The following is a 20,636-nucleotide window of genomic DNA, read 5'->3' on the forward strand; positions in this document are numbered from 1 at the left end:
ATTCCGTGTAATTGCTGCTTGCCATAGGTTGCCCTGATCTCCCTGACATCAAACAAAGTCCACCTGTCCAATGATGTACATCACTGGATGGTGAACTTTCATGTTTAGCCCACAAGAATGGAGAGCTATATCTTAGAATCGATTAACCGGGCGATGCAGCTTGTACACCAGGAAACTCATATACGTTAATACTCCGAACAATAGGGCGATATCCAGCATATGAGCAAGAGCTACGAACATGTATACTTCCGGACGGTTCATTGTCACCATCATGAAAATACCAATGACTACTTGCATTAGAATAAGAACAACGGATATCACACCAAGAGTACGCATTTCCTTATTGTCCGGATGATTACGGTAAGCGAAGTGACCCAGGATTGCGATAACAATCACGAGCGACGCAGCTGCTGCACGGTGAGCAAAAGCAACCGCTACCCCACCTGAAAGCTCAGGAATAATCTGCCCGTTACAGAGCGGAAATCCGGAACATCCGCCGGCAGAATCCGTGTGGCTCACAAATGCACCCGTGTATACCACGAGATATGTGTAAATGGTGGAGAACCAGACCAGATTCCTGAATTTTTTAGTGACCCGAGGGTATTTATTCAGGCGCTCCAATCCACCATCTTTGGCCTCCTGCCTTATGCCCAGCGCCATCATTAGGGAACTGGCAAAAGCAATCAGTGCAAAGCCGAAATGCAGTGCCATGACTGCTGAAGATTGGGAGAAGACGACGGCAAAAGCCCCCATGATTCCCTGGACGATAACAAATACCAGAGTTAAGAAAGAGAACAATTGCAGGTCACGGCGTGACTTGCCAAACCGCAGAAAAGCCACAAACGAGGCAATGGACAACAGTCCAGCCAGTGCACTTACAGCGCGATGGGAATATTCAATGAGTGAAGCCACAGTATGTGCGGGAACGAGTTTTCCGTTACATAAAGGCCATTCCGTTCCGCAGCCAAGGCCCGATTCCGTTTTGGTTACAATGCCTCCACCAAAAGTGGCCAGAAACATGACAAGACAGGTTAATACGGTTAACCATTTAAACAAAGTTAAGTGTTTCAATTTTTTCTCACCCGCTGTTGGTTTAAGATGGCGAAGAATATTCTCCGCTTGTTTCGGTACTTTGACACTTATTTCACAACTAAATTCATTATACCGGATAAAATGTTCATTGACGTCGCGCTTTGTGACAAAATGTTAACGTCTGGTGAAATAATGACCCACAGGTCATTGAGGATATGTACAGAAACTTTTCTTACATAGAACATGTCGAACACACAAACGCCATTTCCCTATTTCAAGAGAAATGGCGTTCTTTGTATTATACCCTTTTACATGAACCTGTCATACTTTTACATAAGTTCAATGAAACATTTTCACAATAACGGAGAGGACAGAAATAACCAGAAGAAGCGAAGCGTTCGCCTTTATCCCCATATTTCCCCCTTTATAAAAGGGATCAAAGAAATCTGGGGATAACAGCGATCGGAAGGTTATTCTGGCATCGTAGTGCCTGTGTGAATATTCATCATTTGAACTTATATAACATTATTTATGGATCGTGTTGTACACCTCAACTGCGCGATCCAGGAACTGCTCAATCTCTTCTCTCGACTTGCGCAGCTTGTTCACATACCGTACCAGTTCGCGGCCATCTGTATACGCCACAAAGCTTGGGATGCCAAGAATATTCTGTTCTTCACTAACGGTTCCAACCTGATCCACGTCGACTTCAATCAAAGTCAGCTCACGTGCATATTTCTCTTCAACCTCAGGCATAAACGGATCAATGTATTTGCAGTCACCACACCAGTCTGCCTTGAATACGGCAATCGTCAAACGTGGGGATTGGATGGCTACATCAAAAGCCGGTTTGGAAGTAATCTGTTCCATTCGGTTCATCTCCCTTTCTGTACCTTGTCTTACCCTAAGTGAAGCAAATTGGCGAGTGGAAGTCAAATAATCAGCGCATACTTAGAATAACCACATGGTCTGTGAAATTAAACCCAGAACATAACGAAAGGATGTCACATCATGACTTCCACCAGAACCGATTCTTCCAGCGAACAACATCACGGGTCCCTCCTGCAGATGGTTCGTTCCATTCCGGGTGCTGCCCGGGAAATATGGCGTGGCAAACAGGCTGCATGGCAAGCTTCAGCACAGCTGCGTCACCCCTTGCGTGACATCGAGTGGGATACCGATACGGCAGCTGCCTTACAGTCTGAGGTGGAGCGCTTTTTGCCTGCCAGCAGCAAATCTTTTGCACGCACGGACCAGGTTCAAAGCGCACTCGTCTGTGAAGAAGATTGCATCATTCTGGAAGAGATTAAGACACTGACCCAGGAGCACAATCGGAGTAATATCACCCGCACGGCAGCCTATCTGGAATGTTATGAGCAATATCCCGAACTGCATTGGGCACTGCTGGCCCATATGGTCTCTCGCAACGGCGGATATCACATGACAGATCTTCAGAGTGACTTGATGCATAATCTACAAAATCAGAGCGATCGCGAGCGTATGTATCGGCTGCTGGAGCGATGCAATGCACTCATTTTTCAGGATGCATATCCCCAGCTTCTGCTGTATATGAACAGCCGTCGCATCGGACGAAGCTGTTTCCATCTCTTGTCGCACTTTCACGTATCGGCGTTTATGACGCCGTTTTGGGAACGCTTTTGGCTGGAACGATGCAGTTCACTGCTAAGTGTGGCATTAATTATTAATGAGCAGAACTATATCGAGAGCCGGGTGGTGCAGCATCCTTATTTTCAAAAAGAAGTACTTTCCAAACCCGCATTCCATCTGCATAATTTGGCAGGTCTGAATCATATAGTCTTCCCTCTTGGACGGGGAGCAGGACTCGCAGGACGCGTCATTGAACATTTTGGCAAGCTGGATGAGCGAATCATGTTTGGCAAAGGGCTATATGCCTTGTTGTTTGGCGTGGAGCAAGTACACACCCAAGTGTTGGAGTTCGCACGTTTGGTTCCCCATCGTGGCTCGCGCGCTGAATATTGGCCTGGCCTGTTTACCAATCGTGAAGACGAGGCAGGTGAACATACATTATACGCTCAGGCATTACTGGATGAGGAATGGCTACCCGAAGGGCAACGATTATATAGTCCGGAACTGCTCGCCGTATGGGGAGACACGCCTTACGAACCGATCACCAGACAGGACTGGCTTCAGACTCGGGATTGTCTCGGTTATCTGACGGCACCACGTCGGCCATGGCTATTCGAGATGAGTCACGAACATCGGTATGGCATGCTGAAAACAGCACTGGCTCATGATGCTAAAGCCATCACACACTAATCTAAAGATCATATAGAGCAGGCAAAGACGGATGATGTGAACCCCGATGTACCGCTAATCCTCGCTTACTGGACTAATGTAAAGTTCAGTCGCTCAGCTCTCCTTATCTATACAAAAAGCCCTGTCCGCTTAACAGCAGACAGAGCTTGTATCCTATTTTCACAAAATAGTAATGCTTGAATGGTGCTCCTTGCATTTTTAAGCTCTTTGCCCAGCTCCACGTTGAAGACGCATAAGTGGACGAAGAATTTTTTGCAGAATACGAGGGTAACTGCCCAGCTCGTCCTTGCGCAGTACACGCAGCACAACCATGAGAACCAGATACACCACAACAACAAGCACACCAACCACAAGGCAGGTAAGCAAGAAGGATACGCGTGCTGGCAGGAAGAGTCCAAAGATCATATTGCCAATCCAGTTTGCTGCAAATCCTACACCTGCTGCAAGCAACACTGTAATGATAAACCCTTTCCAACGCTCTCCCATGATGGAGAAATCAACGATTTTGCGAAGGACCCGCAGATTCAGGTATGTGATAACCAGGAAACAAAGGGCCGTTGCAATGATGATGCCGTAAATGCCAAAGATTGGCGCCAGAATAAGACTTGCGATCAGTTTGATCACAACACCTGCTGCGACACTGATCATCGTAATCCGCGGTTTCCCTACCCCTAGTAAAATGGAGTTGGTGGTCATCATCGTAATCTGGAAAATGGTACCGAATGTCAGCAAGGCAATGATCGGTGTTCCATCCAGATTGGTAAACAGCAATCCGTTGACCGAATATGCTGCCGCACAAAGTGCAATGACAATCGGCATACCAGTCAGAATCGAAATGCGCAAGGCAAGTGTAACCTGACTTTTCAGATGAGCTTCATCCTTGCGGGCAAATGCTGCCGATATGACAGGCACCAATGATTGACTCAAAGCGATAGCCAGAATCGGAGGAATACCCGCAATACTTTGGGCTTTCGCACCCAGGATCGCAAGTACACCAGTCGCTTCTTCGAGTCCGATCTGGCCACTAAGCAGTGGTACCACAAGGGATGAGTCGATGAAGTTAATGGCTGGAACCGCAAGTGAAGACAGCACAATTGGAATAGACAGCTTGAAGATATCACTGTAGATACCTCGCATTGGTAACTGCTCTGCACGCTCGTAATTCAATTGGGCAGCACGGTCGCTACGACGCAGCTTCAAGGTGAAGTACAGCATGACACCGAAGGCACCCACACTTCCCAATACCCCACCAAATGAGGCTCCCGCAGCAATCGTCTGGTCATCATAATTCCATTGCAGCATGACATAAGCCACGATAATGGCTGTACCTACACGGGCGAACTGTTCAACAATCTGTGAAATACCCCCCGCTGTCATGTTGCCGCGTCCCTGGAAATATCCACGCATCATCGCAATGGCCGGGAACAGCAGCAAGGCTGGAGCCAAGGCGCGAATGGCGCTGACCGACTCCGGTACTTTGGAGACATACGTAGCATAATAAGGTGCCGCGAACCACAATAAAGCAGACATGACTACCCCGGCAACAGCTGCAAAGATCAGGGCTGCACGGTAGATCTGTTGAGCTTCACCCGCGCGTCCGAGCGCATAACGTTCCGATACCATTTTACTCAGAGTACTCGGTATGCCCGCCGTTGCTACAGTTAACAGCATTAAATATACCGTATTGGAGATCGTAAACGATGCGTTACCGACATCTCCAAGGATATGCTCAAGCGGCACCCGTTGAACCAATCCGAGTACTCTTGCGATCAGTGCAGCGGCCGCCAGAATGAGCGTACCCCTAATGAATGTTTCTTTCTTAGACAAACGAATTCCCCTTCTTTCCTCCACACCGGACGTGCATCCCGTTGAAGCTAATCCTGAACGTTTAGGCGAATCTTACCACCCAAATAATAAAGAGAACAATCATGACGATTTGCAAAATAATTTTCATCACAGTACTCGTAAATAGCCCCACGACGGAACCAAATCCAACTTTCGACGCTTTGGAAGGTGAAGAACCTCCGATCAGTTCACCGATAAAAGCACCGATAAATGGTCCTAGTACCAGTCCAAATGCCGGAATGACAAATGGACCAATGATAACACCAATGGTACTCAGCGTGGTCGATAACTTGGAGCCACCAAACTTCTTCACACCCCATGCGCTGACGACATAATCAGCCACAAACAACACAACAACAATCAGAATCTGAATGATCCAGAACCACACACCAAACGGATCAAAGCTGAAGAACCAGCCGTAGACCAGAAACGCAAAGAAAATCGCTACAGCACCAGGCAATATGGGATATACCGTTCCAGCCATCCCCACTGCAAACAGCAGCACAATTAAAATCCAGGCAATGGTTGCGAGCAAAGGTTACTCCCCCTTCAAAATATGTTCACGGATCACTTCAACAATGCCGTCTTCATTGTTACTCGCTACGATCAGATCAGCCGCTTCCTTGACCTGCTCCTGCGCATTGCCCATCGCTACACCCAGACCTACGGCCTCAATGACAGCCAGATCATTCAGACTGTCTCCGACAGCAACAACTTCGGACATCTCGATACCCAGCAGTTTGCAAACCTCAGCTACACCACTGGCTTTGGATATTCCAGCAGGGTTGATCTCGATATTAACAGGTGAAGAATTCGTCATCTGCAGACCACCCATTTGTTGCAGTTCCATCATGATCTGGTGACGAGCTTCATCCACTTCGGTATTAAAGCCGAATTTTAGCCATTCCAGACCTTCAATATTGTCCGTCCAGCGATCACGATTGAACAGCTCTTCCACGGAGTATGCCCAGTACCAGCTGTTATATTTCTCACCAATCTCCTGCATTTTACGAATCAATGCCGGATCCATCAGATGACGCATATGCAGATCATGCGGTGCTTTCCAGACTTCACTACCGTTAACGGTTACCATCGGTGTCTCCAGCCCAAGCTGGACCGCATAAGGCATCGCATGGAATACAGCTCTTCCCGTAGAAAGGCACACATGTACACCCCGACGAATGGCAATCTGAATCCACTTGGCGGTCTCCTGTGTAATTTCATGATTATCGTTAAGTAATGTTCCATCCATATCCAATGCAAGCAATTTGTATTTCAATTCACTCATACAGTAGTTCCTCCTAGGTTGTCTCTCTATTTCTCCCTAATTTTAAACTCACAACAAGATCGCCCGGCATCCGCAAAATCGGACGCTCCGGACGTCACAGCTAACGACATTTTACCACAGATCGTCGACCTGCAACAAAATAACCCGCTCAGGATTACACTTCGAAGTTATTACATTTTATGTAATATATAATTTCCTAAATAAAAAACGATCCATCTCCTACAGATGAACCGCTTTTAGCTTAACCTTAGTCAATCTGCCTGTTTTCCCTGCCTAACCCGTAGCCAAGATTAAATCCAATTATCCCCTGTCCGCTCCTCTGTCTTGCTTGGATACTGCAAACAAGGATTGGGACATCAGATTCATGGTTTGTTTATATACGGTATGGGCTGCCTTTACATCACCAAGGAACCCGCCCATATACAGGTGGATTACACCGTGCAGCGATGCCCATATAGTACTAACAAGAGTTTCGGTCTCTTCCTGGTCCGAAATCTGTCCTTGCTTCTGGGCAGTGCTAATTAGAATCAGCAAGCGGTGTATGGCAGTCATCGTTCCCTGCATACTCTCTGCATCCGGCTTGAACTCTGCAAAAGCCCCTCCGAACATCAGCTTATAGTAGCTACTATAATCCTGCGCAAACTGCCAGAAGGCTTCCCCCAAATCCAGTAAATGCTGCAAGAAGTCAGAGGACGGCGGCACTTCTTCCAAACGCTTGGCGAGCAATTTGCAGCCCTCCAGATACAACTGCTGGGCCAGGCCCTCTTTATTGACAAACAAACTGTAAATGATCTTGGTGGAGCAGCCCATCTTTTGCGATACTCTGCGTACAGTAACAGCCTCCGGACCTTCTTCCTGCAAAATGGTTGCAGCCGCATCAACCACAAGCTTACGGAGATTTTCCGTATTTTGCAGGCGAGCTTGCTGATATGTTTTTAATGCCCGCCTCTTGGATGGTGAGGGCTTGTCTTCGTTACTTATAAGGATCACCTTCAATTAGTTATCACGTTTCCGACTTCTAACAGGCATTCTAACCATTAGCAGAAAAGTTGTCAATGAAGTCATCATGATAAAAAAAAGAATTTGACACAATCGTTTTCTTTTGGTTACTATGATTCTTATAGGAAACAATGTTACTGAAAATGGTCTTGAGTTCATTTTATATTTTTTTGGAGTTTCGGTAACGTTGTTCCCCAAAAGAAACAGTGTATTAAGGAGGATTAATATGTCAACAGAACAAAAACAACGCAAACGATCCACTGGTCAACAAATTCGTAAATGGAGCCTGACTCTGCTAGGGGTAATTGTGCTGGGAATCGTTGTATTCCTGCTAATGCCCGCCCCGGTAGAACCCGCTGTTTGGTCTGCACCTGCTGCTCCTTCTTTTGAGAAGGAGGGTCCCTGGAAAGAGAACAACAAACTTAGCTCCGCTGAATTGGTTACCGGCCGCGCGAAGTTCCCGGAATTTATCACTTTTGACAAAGAAGGGCGACTGTATACGGGTGACTCCGACGGCAAAATCTACAGAGTAACCTTTGACGCCGAAGACAAGGCACAGCCAGCAGAGGTATTCGCTGATACCCATGGAACACCTAACGGCCTGAAATTTGATGCTGCCGGAAATTTGATTGTGGCGGATATTCAGAAAGGGCTCCTGTCCATTGACCCGAACGGAAACATCGAAGTACTAACCACTGAAGTAGATGGGGGGCCGATCTACCTGGCGAACGAACTGGACATCGCGCAAGACGGATCTATTTATTTCTCCGATACCTCTAACTATGGCAAAGTCATGTTCAAAGAAATTGCCGAGAATAAACCGCATGGACGATTGTTGAAATATGATCCACTGACCAAACAGACGAACGTTCTGCTTAAGGATTTATATTTTGCCAATGGGGTGGTACTGTCTGCCGAAGAAGACTTCGTGCTAGTCGCAGAATCGTATCATTACCAGTTGACCAGGTACTGGTTGAAGGGTCCCAAACAAGGCACCTCTGATATTTTTGCGGAGAATCTGGCTGGGTTTCCGGACAATATCACCCGTGACGCAGAGGGACACTTCTGGGTAGGGGTATTCACAACCCGTCTGTCTTTTGCCGATTACATGCATAGTCACCCTTGGTTAGCAGCGACGATGTCCAAAGTTCCACAGTCCTTGTTAAATGGAGCCAGTGCCCCGGTGAAACACGGACTTGTTGCAGAATATGGACCAGAAGGAGAGCTTATTCGTAGTTGGCATGATCCAGAAGGAACATTGTATGGCATCACCACGGCCGTAAACCAAGGGAAATATGTGTATCTCGGAACCGCACCGGGAGGAAGCCAAGGGGTTCATCGGGTGCCTTTGAAACCGTAAGGATTGTTATATTCATCTACCTCATTGCCACCTTTAGGCATCCCAATAGCAGCTCACTCCAGCAGGAGGGGCTGCTATTGAATTTTTCTTCGTTCACAGTCCAATCATAAAAAACCGCCTGCAAAGCAGGCGGCTAACAATCTCTATGAATTAACGTGCCGCGAATTTGCGACGAACGTAACGGAATACGATGCCATGTTTCGGTGACAGAAGCAGTGCAAGAACAAACAGAATTCCAGCAACAGCTACCATGCAGCCCGCAATGGAAGCATCCAGGGCGTATGCCATGATGTAACCTCCAACCGAAGATGCTGCTCCGATCAGGACGGCATACAGTATCATTTTGCCCAGACGATCTGTGAGCAGGTAAGCCGTCGCCGCTGGTACGATCAGCATGCCCACCACGAGAATCGAACCAACACTTTCAAATGAAGCTACGGACGTCATCGAAACAAGTCCCATGAGCAGATAGTGGAACAGCACTACTGGAATGCCGCAGGCCGCAGCCAGCGCCGGATCGAAGGCACACAGCTTGAACTGTTTGTAGAACAGCCCAATAACGACGAGGATGACTAGCAAAGTGATACCCAGCATCCAGACTGCCCTCGGACCGACATCGGTACCTCCAAGGGTTAGCGTATCCCACTGTACATAAGCGATCTCTCCGAACAAGACACAGTCCAGATCCAAATCAATATGCTGGGCGTTCAGACTAATCAGAATGACTCCTACTGCGAAGAGTGCTGTGAACACAATTCCGATCGAGGCATCAGACGACAGTCCACCTGCCTGCAAACTCTGTATGAAGAACACCGTCAGTAATCCAAACACTGTTGCACCAAGTAGCATCCATAACGAATCTCTGGAACCGCTCCACAGGAAAGCAATCGCAATACCGGGGAGAACCGCATGGCTGATCGCATCACCGACCAGAGCCATTCGCCGCAGAATCAGAAAACAACCCAGAATGGCGCAAGCAGAAGATACCAAAACGGCCGTCAAGATAATCCAAAACGTTGCCATTACATTTCCCCCCGTTCCTGCTGATTTCGCTGTGCGGCGAGAGTCTGGAGTGTAGCTCGCTCTTCACGCATATATGCGGACTTTGCCTGAATACTACGCAACCGTCGGGCTAACAATCCACGACGTGGGGCGAGCAAGGCTGATCCGGCAAACAGCACCGTAGCCGCAAGAACCGTTACAGGTCCTGTCGGCAGATTGGGCACGAGCGTGCTGAAGATGGTACCCGTCGCTCCGCTCAATGCACCAAATATGCCTGCCAATAATACCATGAGTGCAAGGGAGTCGGTCCAGCAGCGTGCCGCTGCAGCCGGAGTCACCAGCAGGGCCGCGACAAGCACCACACCCACCGCCTGAATCCCGGCAACCACCGCGATCACCGTCAAGAGCAGAATGAGCTGCTCCAGCATGGCAACTGGCAGACCCATGCCTCGTGCAAAACCCTGGTCAAAACTCACCAGCTTAAATTCCTTGAACCAGGCAAGACAGGCAATCAGTAACACGAGACATACCCCCCCCATGACATAGACATCCGTCATGACCATGGATGCCGCCTGTCCAAACAAATATTTATCGAGTCCGCTTTGGCTTCCACTCGCCCCATGCTGAATGCGCGTAAGCATGACTACGCCAACCCCGAAAAATACGGTCAGCACGATCCCCATCGCCGCATCCTGCTTGATCCGGGAGTAACGTGTAATCCACGAAATTCCAAATGTAGCCACAATGCCAGCCACCAGAGCACCGAACAGAAATAAGCCTACGGACTTCGTTTCCGTTAACATAAACGCAATACAGATTCCGGGCAGAGCAGCATGAGCAAGGGTGTCCCCCATCAGGCTCTGTTTACGAAGAAAGGTGAAGGAGCCAATAATTCCGCTACTGAATCCTAACAACAGACAGCCAAGCAATATCCAACGTGTATTGGGGTCAGATAAGATGGCAATGATCCAGTTCCACATGCACTACACCTGGCCTTTCTCCGTCCGGCTTCCGATCATCGCAATCCGGCCTCCGTACGTCTCTTGCAGTGTATCCGGTACAAATACTTCGCTTGTCGGTCCGCCAGCCACGAGTCGTCCATTGAGCAGCAGCACATGGTCGAAGTATTCCTCGACTGTCGCCAGATCATGGTGAACGACCAGTACCGTCTTTCCTTCTTTCTTCAGCTGTTCCAGAAGTAAAATGATAGCTTTCTCCGTTGTAGCATCCACACCTGCAAACGGCTCATCCATGAAATAAAGATCTGCGTCCTGCACCAGTGCCCGTGCCAGAAAGACACGCTGCTGCTGTCCACCGGACAGCTGACTGATCTGGCGGTACATGTAGTCGCCCATGCCTACTTGCTCCAGGCAGTGTGCCGCCAAGTCCCGCTCCTTTTTCCCCGGACGACGGAACCAGCCCAGATGACCATACCGTCCCATCATCACCACATCGAGCGCATGTGTAGGGAAATCCCAGTCCACCGATTCCCGTTGGGGCACATAACCGATGCGGCGACGTTGCTCCCTGTACGATTGTCCGAAGATCCGTACCTCACCATGCATCTTCGGTACCAGTCCCAGAACCGCTTTGATCAGTGTTGATTTCCCTGCACCATTTGGTCCGAGAATTCCGATGAGCTGTCCTTCCGGAATATCGAAGGATACGCTGCTAAGCACCGGCTTTTTGTGATACGCAACGGCCAGATCCCTCACACTGAGAGGAGCCGATGTTGGCTGCGTTCCCTGCAAGTGACTATTGTTCAGTTTCTTAGGAGTTTGTTCCAATAAAGTTGTATCTTCCATAATCCTGTAACTCCTCTCTTCATGTGATTCATTATTTCAGGGCTTCTACAATCGTCTCAACATTGTGGCGAATCATACCGATGTATGTGCCTTCTTCCGTTCCCTCAGCCCCCATGGCATCCGAGAACAGTTCTCCACCAATGCTGACCGTATGGCCTTTTTGAGCTGCTCCGGCAATGATGGCTTCCATCGCTTTTGCAGGTACACTCGATTCAACAAATACTGCTTTGATATGGTTATCCACGAGATAATCCCGCAGTTCGCTAACATCTTTTGCACCATATTCGGCTGCTGTACTGATGCCCTGAAGCCCCATCACTTTCATGCCATAAGCCTGACCGAAATATCCAAATGCATCATGCGCCGTAACCAATACCCGGCTTGCTTCCGGAATCTCCAGAATCTTCTCACGCACCTCGGCATCCAGTGCTTCGAGCTTCGCCAGATACGCCTCTGCCTGAGCCTTGTACTCTTCCGCATGGCCCGGGTCCGCCTCCACGAGCGTATCGCGTACGGCTTCTGCCGCATGCATCCAGTGGCTGACGTTAAACCAGACGTGTGGATCATATTCGGTGCCGCCTGTATCTTTGCCTGAGTGTAACTCCTCGACTGGAATAGTCTCTGTAACAGCAGTAACCAGCTTGCTTGAGGACATTTTCTCCAAAATGTCTGTCATTTTGCCTTCAAGATGCAGTCCATTATAGAAAATGACTTTTGCTTGTTCCAGCTTGCGAATATCACCTTGGGATGCCTTGTACAAGTGGGGATCAACTCCCGGGCCCATTAGCCCGGTAACATCAACATATACCCCGCCTACCTCACGTGCTACATCAGCGATCATTCCCGTTGTAGCGGTTACTTGTAACTTGCCACCACTGCTCGTCTCTGCATCACTGGAACATGCCGTAAGTACAATAACCAGAACCAGAGCCGCTAGCGTAATGACCCCCCTCTGAATACTCCTCATTTTCACCATTAACAATTCAATCGTCCCCTTTCCCTCTCCTAAAATACTTGTCTACATCTAATTTTGTTGTACAAGGTATTAAATTTTAATCAAGACTAATAATGTTTCCCTTGTGCAAATTTTATCCGAAGCCAAAAAAAAAGGCAAGGGATTATTTCCCCTGCCTGTCCAAATATATTTAATTCACTTCATAAACCTTTCGGTCACGATGTTAAAAGAGCTAACTTCCGCGAGGTTCTTTTGCATTACTCTTTGTCTTTTCCTTCGTCTTTCTTACCTTTCGGCGTTCCATCGAGACCATACACTTCATCATATGCATCGAAAATTTTCCGTGCAATCGGTGAAGCACTGACTGACCCGAATCCACCTTCCGGTACAACAACAGCTACAGCAAGCTTCGGATTATCTCGTGGTGCAAAGGCAATAAATACACCATTCTCTTTTTTGTTCGGTCCGGTCCCCTGCTCTGATGTTCCTGTTTTCCGTGCATAATCGTATGGGAAACCGTCAAATGAACTTACTTTGGTAACCATACCTTTGTGCACTTCATTCCAGTGCGCATCGGCAAAATCAACTTCATTGAGCACCTTAGGTTTGATCTCTTTCACCACATTACCGTCCGCGTCACGAATTTCCTTCACCAGATGTGGTTCCATCCGTTTACCCTTATTCGCAAGCATCGTGGTATATTGGGCGAGTTGCATCGTGGTGTACTTGGCTTGTTGTCCAAAGGAGGCAAATGCCAAACGTGTTAGAGCTGATTCATGATCCTTTTTATATTCCAGTGTACCCAGGTATTCACTTGGTAAATCTACTCCCGTAGACACACCCAAGCCAAATTCCTGCATGTGTTTGTGCCAGACATCGATGCCTTTCTCTGAGCCATAATTACGTAACAAACGTTTACCCACCATATCAATCATGAAGGCATTGGAGGATTTCTCAATCGCTCTTCTCGCCGTAATAGAACCATTATACGCAGAATGCGAGTTCTTCACTTGTCGCCCGTCTTTCCCCAAAACCGCATATCCCTGATCATGATAGGTCTCTCCTGCTGTAAATAATCCCTCTTTTAATCCAATAAGCACACTTAGCGGCTTGATTACTGATCCAAGGAGTACAACGGATTCCGCCCGACTAGGCTTGGCATCATTCGGTGGGAACGATTCAGTGGTTCCGTTCCGGAATACATATTTGATTTTGTCATAATCCCAATCGTTCGGATCATAATCTGGCATACTTGCCATAGCTACCACATTCCCCGTATCCACTTCCATGGCTACTGCGTATCCGGTAATTGCCTTGGGAAGTCTGCGCAATTCGTCCGTTATCGCCTCTTGTGCAGCCATCTGAATTTCCTTGTTAATGGTGGAAACCAGACTGTAGCCTTTCTCCGGTGGTGTTTGTAACATCGTCCCATCTGGCAGATTACGTGCGTCAATATCAATGGACTGATATCCGCTTCGTCCACGGAGTTCTTCCTGATATTGAAGCTCCAGCCCATCGAAGCCAACCTTCTCTTCTTCATGGTACACAAGACCAGGATCACGCTGGGTACTTGCCCCCTCGCGGATTGCCTTATATTTGGCAATGGAATCTGGTGCCCGTTTGAACTCTCTTGTGTAACCGACAACCTGAACCGCTACGCCATCCGGGTCATATTTTCTTATGTTTTCTTCCAGCACCATAACACCTGGATATTCTGCTTTTTTCTCCATAAAAAAGGCAATTTCTTTAGTCGATAGATCCGACTTCACCAATCTTGGCACATACCCGAACGTTTTCTGGTAATCCAGATCCAATCGTTTGATGATCTCTTCCGCGTCCGGCTGCTCTTTGTCCCCTGGATTAAACTGCTTAAACACAGCCGCCAAATCATGAGCCAGCTCCTCTGCTTCCTGTCTACGTTCATCATTCCGATAATCCTCGTACAACAACACATACAGGGACTGTACAGGTTCGGAATAAGCCAGCGCGACTTCCCCTGTCGCATCATAGATGGGACCACGAACAGGTGCGAGTGGAATGTCTTTGGTATTACGACTCGTTTCCATATACGTCAGTTCAGGACCCTCCACAAATTGCACAAAGGCCAACCTGAAAATAAGGATACTGAATATGACAAATGCCGCGAAAAAAAACAGATTCAGCCTTGCGGTGGAAGGCTTGTTGACGGGTGTATCTTCCTCAGTCATGGGTTTCTTCCTCAATCGGTTAAACATGTTTTAAGCCTCTCCCGTTCCTCTATAAAAATAAAATATTTAATCCGTCTTGTGAACGTGTTCAATCCATATTTAATCCTTTCTCATACAAGTCTACCAAAGGTTAGCTGTCACGTCTTTCAATATTTGGTTACATTTTCGTAAACAGAACCGTTACACTACCCAATCTACGGATTTCAATGTAAACACTGACATATCAACGTTATCCCGTTCTCCGGATCGCGTTTACCCTTCCCTTATATAAACGTGGTACAGCTCATATGGTTACATATTAATGCAACTAATTAGTTCACTCTTACGATCCATTCTCCGCGTAAAAACAAAAAAGAGGACCCACGAAGGGTCCCCTCTGTAACCAATGCCTCACATCACTGTGTGCCTGATTCCGAATCTGATTCTTTATTTTTGTCCTTTTTCGGTACACCGTCGAGACCGAATTCCTCGTCATAGGCATCGAAGATCGCACGTGCAACCGGAGCCGCACTGCTTGATCCAAAGCCCCCTTCGGGGATAACTACAGCGACAGCAAGCTTTGGATTATTACGTGGGGCATAGGCGATAAACACCCCGTTATCCACCAGTTTACCGCCGACGAGTTGCGTCGATGTTCCTGTTTTTCTGGCGAAATCATAAGGGAAGCCGCTAAATGCCGAAACTTCGGTAGCCATGCCTCGTTGCACTTCGTTCCAGTAGGCGTCGTTAAACTCCACCGTGCTCAGTACCTTCGGTTTTACTTTCTTGACCACGTTGCCTTCCGAATCCCGGAACTCGTTAACCAGTTGTGGTTCCATCCGTTTTCCTTTGTTCGCAAGCATTGTGGTGTACTGTGCTAACTGCATAGTTGTATATTTTCCTTGCTGACCAAAGGAGGCATATACCAACTTGGTCAAGGAACTCTCGGAGCTTTCCATGTATTCTTTGAGACCAGGCCGCTCATTAGGCAAATCTACCTCTGTAGATACACCAAGACCGAATTGCTCCATATATTTATCCCATACGTCAACACCCTCTGCACCATACTTCGAATACAGTTTCTTCCCGATCTCGTCGATCATAAACACGTTTGAGGAATGACGAATCGCATCACGAGGATACATTGCACCATACACATGCCCTGATGAGTTCTGCACTCTGCGATTGTCTCCACCAAAGGTCGTTGAACCTCTATCCGAATATACGGTATTTGTAGTGAAGAAACCTTCTTTCAAACCGATCAATACACTAAGTGGTTTGATCGTTGAACCGAGCAACACAACAGATTCCGCCCGTTTACCAGAGTCATCCGGCGGGAAGCCCCGAATCGTACCATTCTGATAAATATATTTTATTTTTTCATAATCTTCTGTACTTACACCGCCTGTTTTCCACACATTGGTGTCGTAATCAGGCATACTGGCAGCTGCTACAATTTTTCCCGAATCCACTTCCATCGCCACGGCATATCCCGTCTTCGCATTTGGATGCAATTTACCGGATACCGGATTCCGATGGAGCCAGCTCAGCTGGTCTGTAATAGCCTGTTCTGTTTTCACCTGAACGTTCTTGTTAATGCTGGAAATCAGGTCGTAACCTTTCTGCGGCGGGGTAGAACCTGCTACACCTTCAGGCAAATTACGCAAATCAACATCAACGGATGTATATCCGCTTTTGCCGCGGAGTGCATCCTGATATTGCAACTCCAGTCCATCAAAACCTACAAATTCATTCTCCGTATACACCAGGCCCGGATCCGTTTGCGTTTTATTGGCCTCATCCACCTCTTTGTATTTGTTCAAGGACTTCGAACTTCTGAACTTCTTGAGATAACCGATGGTCTGAACCGCTACCGTATCCGGATCGTAGAATCGCACACTCTCCTCGACGATCTGAATACCTTTGAACTCGTCCTTGTGCTGTAGGAAATAAGCAACTTCTTCCTCGGACAGATCACTCTTGATCAGACGCGGCATAAAACCGTTCGCTTTGCGGGAGTTCAAGTCCATCTCTTCAATAATTTTCTCCACCGTAAGTGACTCTGAATCCTTCAGCTTGTACTGTTCAAACACATCATGCAACCGGGTTGCAATATCCTGTACTTCTCCTATGTTAGGACTCGGTTTCCCATCAACATCCCCATAGTTTTTATAAAGCGTCAGGTAGAGAGACTGAATGGGCTTGGAGTAAGCCAACTTCACCTCACCTGTAGAATCATAGATCGTGCCTCTCACAGGAGGAAGTGGTACATCTTTGGTAATGTTACTTGCTTCTTCCTGACTGAGTTCAGGCCCTTCCACAAATTGCAAAAAGGCCAAGCGTACAATAATAACGCTAAAAATAACAAAGGAAGCGAAGAAAAATACGTTCATTCGGTAACTAAAGCGCCGTTTGTCTGTAAGTTCATCCTTCTCATTGGAATGCTTTTTCATCCATCCTACCTCTTTCATGACTTGATGCATACCGCTCAAACTGGTTCTTCGCGGCATGATAACCTGGCAACGTCGTCATATTCCGGACCCATGTCCGTTGTAATGTTAAGCTGACTGATCCTTTAGATGGGTGTCGGCAAAATTCGGAGGATTAAACCAGTCTCCACTGATTGCCCATGTCGGGTCAAGCGGAACCCAGCTCTCGGAATCACTCAAATACACCTCATTCCACGCATGCGGACCATACCCTCCCTGGCCGTTATAACCAAGTCCTGTAACCACTTTGACTTCAAGTCCTTGTGAACGGGCCATCACGGCATAAAGACGGGCATAATCAATACATACGCCTTTGCGTGTGTCAAATGTATTCTGTGGATTCTGTTCATGCCATATGCCCTTTTGCTCATAGTCATCCACTTTACCATAGTCATACTGAATACGTGAACCTACCCAGTCGTATAGCGCTTTTGCTTTGGCTTCATCTGTCGATTGGCCTTTGACAATCTCACTCGCTGCAGATTCAATATCCGTCGGAATATTGTGGTCGATGACTTCATATTTACGTTGCAGGATGCCGCCCAGTTCCTTCTGCACAGCCTGCGTAAAGACGGGTAGCTTGTCCTTGATGAACGTGCCAGACAACGGTTCGATAACCGATTTGGCCCCTTGCATATAGATCGGGGATGCTTCCACATATCGGCTGAACATGCTTCCAGGGTAAAGACTGACAATCATGAACAAAACCGCAATGACAATCATTCCGCGGACGGAGCCTATGATCGTGCCAATGACTGCACCCGTCAACCGACTAAACATACCTTTAGGCGCACTTTCCTCAGCTGACCCCTGCCTGCTGCTAAAAATAAATGATGAGAGAAACCCGAGAATCAGTCGGATGAGTCCATAGCTAAGTACAAATAATACAGCGAACCGCATTAGCGGAAAATCTGCAATCGCCGTAACCAACGTATAATACATCTGTTCCCACCGGTTCAACTCACGGTTAGGCATGGCTGAAGCATACTCAGACAGCCACTGCTGTACATATGGCGCAAGCCACAACGTTAAACCGATCGACAACAGAATACCAATGACCGCCATAATGCCATCCATCAGGAACCCAAAGAGTCTGCCTGCTGAACGCGAAGCCCCTCTGGACCAACCCTGCAATAATGAAGCAGCTACAATCAGCAGCAGCATAATCGTGATGCCATTCAATTCCTTCAGGCTGTCCAGCCAATTCTGCAGCACGTACCGATTCCCCCTTTACTACGATGCTGGTGCTGTTTTGTTGTTCTCCTGTGCCTGTTCGACAAACGTACGTATCGTTTCATTGTCGAGTTTCCATTCGCCAAGTGAAATTCCGCGGAAGGTCACATCGACTTTATCCGATTGAGTTCTGCCTTTAATCTCCACATTGGGACTTGTGATGGTGAACGCTCCATCCTGTCCTTTGACGTATTTCGCTTTGGAAGCCTCCTTAAGCATCATGCTGGTTGCTTCCTTCTTCAATGTATCCATCGTGCTGGATTGTACGTCTGTTACTGTCTGTTTGATCTGATCAATGGAGATGCCGCTGTATATCAGTAGAGCCGCAATAATGATGATGGCAATCGCCCATTTCAATACGGTTTTGACCACATTCAGAACAAAGAACAATATGATCAATGCAACCACGATCACCAGCCAGTTCTGCATCACAAACTCTTTGATTACTTCTATGTTCATGACTACACCTTCCGTATTAGAATTCATTCGTAACACTCCCGAATATTATACATGATTTCCGAAGCTGCTGTCAGCTAAGCCCTCTCCCTTAAAAATAAACGGTCTAAGTTCGTCCCGCCGGGCGTACAAGTAGTACCATGAGGTTCTTCCGGGAGAACGGGGAACACGTTCAAGACCTGTAGTTTGAACATGCATCGCTTAACAAGGAGGGGCTTATGTGAAAACGGCCATCTGGCTATACCTGTTTTTGTTCCTTGCCGTATTTGATTTGCACGCCCAGTATCCCATTCTGACTCCTTTTGCCATCTCGCTGGGAGCCGCCCCTACCTTCATTGGCTGGATGATGGGCATCTATTCCTTAACACATCTTCCTGGCAATCTGATTGCTGGAACACAAATCGATAAACATGGCAGTCGCCGCTACATTGTATTCAGTCTGCTCGGTGCAGGGTTCATCCTGCTCCTGCAAGCCTATGTCCAGACACCATGGCAACTGCTGGCGCTGCGTTCCATCAGCGGGTTTGTACTGGCCTTCCTGTCTCCTGCATGTCTCGCCCTGCTTGCACAGTTATCCAGCGATCCGGTGAAACAGGGGAAGTATATGTCGGGTCACGGGGTAGTGCATACCCTCGCGTCTGTCGTATCACCAGCAGCCGGTGCGATCATTGTAGGTTCCATGGGATTCTCAGCTACATTTTCAGGCTTGGGCTATCTGCTTATTCTCACTGGTGTTATTGCTTTCATGACGATGCCTCGTGGCATCATCAAGCAGCATGAGAGAGTAACGGAACCTGCTAAACCTGCTGTTTCACCAGCAGATGCCACAAGTGCATTCCTGCCGGTGTCTTGGCGATACTTTGCCTTGCCTCTGGTGATTGCCTGTGCCCAAGGGATTCTCTTCTTCGAATTACCCCTGCGGGGCGGAGGACAATCGTCCATCATGTCTACCGGACTGCTGTTCTCTATTATCAGTATTGGGGCACTCTTCACCCTCAGCATGTTATTTCTAAACCGGTATTCCCCCAAGCTGCGTCTGGTTGCGGGCGTGCTGTTAATGTCCTTGTGTTTTTTTGTGATGGCAGCCATTCCGCAAATTCCGTTGTCCACCGTATTGTTTGTACTCGGGATGTCCAAAGGCATCATCTTTCCAGCTATGGCTACCCTATTTATCCGTCTGAGCGGAGGAAGCAAGTTGGGCCGCATTTTCTCGCTGCAATCCATTGCCACCTCCATCGGCTCTTTCATCGGTCCCATCACAGCTGGACAACTTCGTATCGGGTTATCACCCTATTTCATCGCCTTTGTTTTATTAATGATTGGTATGCTGCTGCTTCCATACTATACATCCAGACGCGAAGCTTCCCTCGCCGATCCCAAAAGTATATTAAATTAGGCCTGTTTCAAGCTCTGCTTTCCTACCGTTATAACAGCAATTAGGCCTGTATTTTCATTAGCTTTGCATCATTCCCCCATTTACAGCTAAACTATATAAAATGGACTGACGTTTTACACGTTGATAAAAGCTAACTGGGAAATCTATCTTTTACAATCACCGAAGGTTTTATCTTATTGAAGATCATTAAAGTTGAACAATTAGCCAAAAGTAGTGAAGGGGACGTAATCGATTTTGAAGAAGCGGTAGCGTTCGCCTTTGTCTCCAAATATTAACTTTATAAAAGCAAATC

At 47.5% G+C, this 20,636-nt stretch carries 17 protein-coding genes; 3 read left to right on the forward strand and 14 right to left on the reverse strand.

The window, feature by feature from the left end; genetic code table 11:
* Positions 1 to 132: 132 nt before the first annotated feature.
* Together NST33_RS25755 and NST33_RS25760 are read right to left on the reverse strand one after the other, a co-directional pair.
* Positions 133 to 1,071, reverse strand: a complete 939-nt coding sequence (locus tag NST33_RS25755) for a heme A synthase (RefSeq protein WP_339305575.1) — start codon at positions 1,069 to 1,071, stop codon at positions 133 to 135.
* Positions 1,072 to 1,557: 486 nt separating this feature from the next.
* A complete protein-coding gene (locus tag NST33_RS25760) occupies positions 1,558 to 1,902 on the reverse strand; it encodes a thioredoxin family protein (protein WP_017692403.1) in 345 nt (114 codons plus the stop codon).
* Between the two features lie 141 nt (positions 1,903 to 2,043).
* Between NST33_RS25760 and NST33_RS25765 the strand changes: the two genes are divergently transcribed.
* Positions 2,044 to 3,330 carry a DUF2515 family protein gene (locus NST33_RS25765; protein WP_339305577.1) on the forward strand — a complete coding sequence of 429 codons (1,287 nt, stop codon included), beginning with the start codon at positions 2,044 to 2,046 and terminating at the stop codon, positions 3,328 to 3,330.
* Positions 3,331 to 3,528: 198 nt separating this feature from the next.
* Here NST33_RS25765 and NST33_RS25770 read toward each other — a convergent pair whose 3' ends face one another.
* The 4 genes from NST33_RS25770 to NST33_RS25785 all read right to left on the reverse strand — a co-directional run bounded on the left by NST33_RS25770 (position 3,529) and on the right by NST33_RS25785 (position 7,453).
* A complete protein-coding gene (locus tag NST33_RS25770; RefSeq protein WP_237178539.1) occupies positions 3,529 to 5,157 on the reverse strand; it encodes a polysaccharide biosynthesis protein in 1,629 nt (542 codons plus the stop codon).
* Positions 5,158 to 5,218: 61 nt separating this feature from the next.
* Entirely contained in the window at positions 5,219 to 5,659 is a 441-nt protein-coding gene (locus tag NST33_RS25775; RefSeq protein ID WP_047841365.1) for a DUF456 domain-containing protein, read from the reverse strand.
* A gap of 54 nt (positions 5,660 to 5,713) precedes the next feature.
* Entirely contained in the window at positions 5,714 to 6,463 is a 750-nt protein-coding gene (locus NST33_RS25780) for a Cof-type HAD-IIB family hydrolase (RefSeq protein WP_076211034.1), read from the reverse strand.
* 300 nt (positions 6,464 to 6,763) lie between these two features.
* Positions 6,764 to 7,453, reverse strand: a complete 690-nt coding sequence (locus NST33_RS25785) for a TetR/AcrR family transcriptional regulator (protein WP_313771493.1) — start codon at positions 7,451 to 7,453, stop codon at positions 6,764 to 6,766.
* Positions 7,454 to 7,688: 235 nt separating this feature from the next.
* Between NST33_RS25785 and NST33_RS25790 the strand changes: the two genes are divergently transcribed.
* Positions 7,689 to 8,822 carry an SMP-30/gluconolactonase/LRE family protein gene (locus tag NST33_RS25790; RefSeq protein WP_221823589.1) on the forward strand — a complete coding sequence of 378 codons (1,134 nt, stop codon included), beginning with the start codon at positions 7,689 to 7,691 and terminating at the stop codon, positions 8,820 to 8,822.
* Between the two features lie 150 nt (positions 8,823 to 8,972).
* Here NST33_RS25790 and NST33_RS25795 read toward each other — a convergent pair whose 3' ends face one another.
* From NST33_RS25795 to NST33_RS25830, 8 genes are all read right to left on the reverse strand, one after another.
* Positions 8,973 to 9,845 carry a metal ABC transporter permease gene (locus NST33_RS25795; protein ID WP_221823591.1) on the reverse strand — a complete coding sequence of 291 codons (873 nt, stop codon included), beginning with the start codon at positions 9,843 to 9,845 and terminating at the stop codon, positions 8,973 to 8,975.
* Positions 9,845 to 10,804 carry a metal ABC transporter permease gene (locus NST33_RS25800; protein ID WP_221823592.1) on the reverse strand — a complete coding sequence of 320 codons (960 nt, stop codon included), beginning with the start codon at positions 10,802 to 10,804 and terminating at the stop codon, positions 9,845 to 9,847. The genes NST33_RS25795 and NST33_RS25800 overlap by 1 nt, the downstream gene beginning before the upstream one ends.
* Positions 10,805 to 10,807: 3 nt before the next feature.
* Positions 10,808 to 11,629, reverse strand: coding sequence for a metal ABC transporter ATP-binding protein (locus NST33_RS25805; protein WP_260632921.1), 822 nt, complete (start codon positions 11,627 to 11,629; stop codon positions 10,808 to 10,810).
* 31 nt (positions 11,630 to 11,660) lie between these two features.
* The gene (locus NST33_RS25810) at positions 11,661 to 12,605 is read right to left on the reverse strand and encodes a zinc ABC transporter substrate-binding protein (RefSeq protein WP_076211030.1); all 945 of its coding nucleotides are present in this window, start codon (positions 12,603 to 12,605) and stop codon (positions 11,661 to 11,663) included.
* 236 nt (positions 12,606 to 12,841) lie between these two features.
* Positions 12,842 to 14,791 carry a penicillin-binding protein 2 gene (locus NST33_RS25815; RefSeq protein ID WP_179088519.1) on the reverse strand — a complete coding sequence of 650 codons (1,950 nt, stop codon included), beginning with the start codon at positions 14,789 to 14,791 and terminating at the stop codon, positions 12,842 to 12,844.
* Between the two features lie 395 nt (positions 14,792 to 15,186).
* Entirely contained in the window at positions 15,187 to 17,223 is a 2,037-nt protein-coding gene (locus tag NST33_RS25820) for a penicillin-binding transpeptidase domain-containing protein (RefSeq protein ID WP_221823595.1), read from the reverse strand.
* A gap of 105 nt (positions 17,224 to 17,328) precedes the next feature.
* The gene (locus NST33_RS25825; RefSeq protein ID WP_221823598.1) at positions 17,329 to 18,474 is read right to left on the reverse strand and encodes a transglutaminase domain-containing protein; all 1,146 of its coding nucleotides are present in this window, start codon (positions 18,472 to 18,474) and stop codon (positions 17,329 to 17,331) included.
* 18 nt (positions 18,475 to 18,492) lie between these two features.
* Entirely contained in the window at positions 18,493 to 18,978 is a 486-nt protein-coding gene (locus NST33_RS25830; protein ID WP_221823600.1) for an ATPase, read from the reverse strand.
* Positions 18,979 to 19,168: 190 nt separating this feature from the next.
* On the opposite strand from NST33_RS25830, the gene NST33_RS25835 reads away from it, so the two are divergent.
* The gene (locus NST33_RS25835) at positions 19,169 to 20,344 is read left to right on the forward strand and encodes an MFS transporter (protein ID WP_221823603.1); all 1,176 of its coding nucleotides are present in this window, start codon (positions 19,169 to 19,171) and stop codon (positions 20,342 to 20,344) included.
* Positions 20,345 to 20,636 lie beyond the last annotated feature (292 nt).

This window comes from Paenibacillus sp. FSL L8-0435, from assembly GCF_037965655.1.
GTDB lineage: Bacteria > Bacillota > Bacilli > Paenibacillales > Paenibacillaceae > Paenibacillus.

What these genes read in the sequence shown, in the direction of transcription:
- NST33_RS25805 (WP_260632921.1), bottom strand. Translation starts at nt 11,629, where the DNA reads ATGGAAGATACAACTTTATTGGAACAAACTCCTAAGAAACTGAACAAT.
- NST33_RS25790 (WP_221823589.1), top strand. Translation starts at nt 7,689, where the DNA reads ATGTCAACAGAACAAAAACAACGCAAACGATCCACTGGTCAACAAATT.
- NST33_RS25815 (WP_179088519.1), bottom strand. Translation starts at nt 14,791, where the DNA reads ATGACTGAGGAAGATACACCCGTCAACAAGCCTTCCACCGCAAGGCTG.
- NST33_RS25795 (WP_221823591.1), bottom strand. Translation starts at nt 9,845, where the DNA reads ATGGCAACGTTTTGGATTATCTTGACGGCCGTTTTGGTATCTTCTGCT.
- NST33_RS25775 (WP_047841365.1), bottom strand. Translation starts at nt 5,659, where the DNA reads ATGGCTGGAACGGTATATCCCATATTGCCTGGTGCTGTAGCGATTTTC.
- NST33_RS25760 (WP_017692403.1), bottom strand. Translation starts at nt 1,902, where the DNA reads ATGGAACAGATTACTTCCAAACCGGCTTTTGATGTAGCCATCCAATCC.
- NST33_RS25765 (WP_339305577.1), top strand. Translation starts at nt 2,044, where the DNA reads ATGACTTCCACCAGAACCGATTCTTCCAGCGAACAACATCACGGGTCC.
- NST33_RS25780 (WP_076211034.1), bottom strand. Translation starts at nt 6,463, where the DNA reads ATGAGTGAATTGAAATACAAATTGCTTGCATTGGATATGGATGGAACA.
- NST33_RS25820 (WP_221823595.1), bottom strand. Translation starts at nt 17,223, where the DNA reads ATGAAAAAGCATTCCAATGAGAAGGATGAACTTACAGACAAACGGCGC.
- NST33_RS25830 (WP_221823600.1), bottom strand. Translation starts at nt 18,978, where the DNA reads ATGAATTCTAATACGGAAGGTGTAGTCATGAACATAGAAGTAATCAAA.
- NST33_RS25800 (WP_221823592.1), bottom strand. Translation starts at nt 10,804, where the DNA reads ATGTGGAACTGGATCATTGCCATCTTATCTGACCCCAATACACGTTGG.
- NST33_RS25810 (WP_076211030.1), bottom strand. Translation starts at nt 12,605, where the DNA reads ATGGTGAAAATGAGGAGTATTCAGAGGGGGGTCATTACGCTAGCGGCT.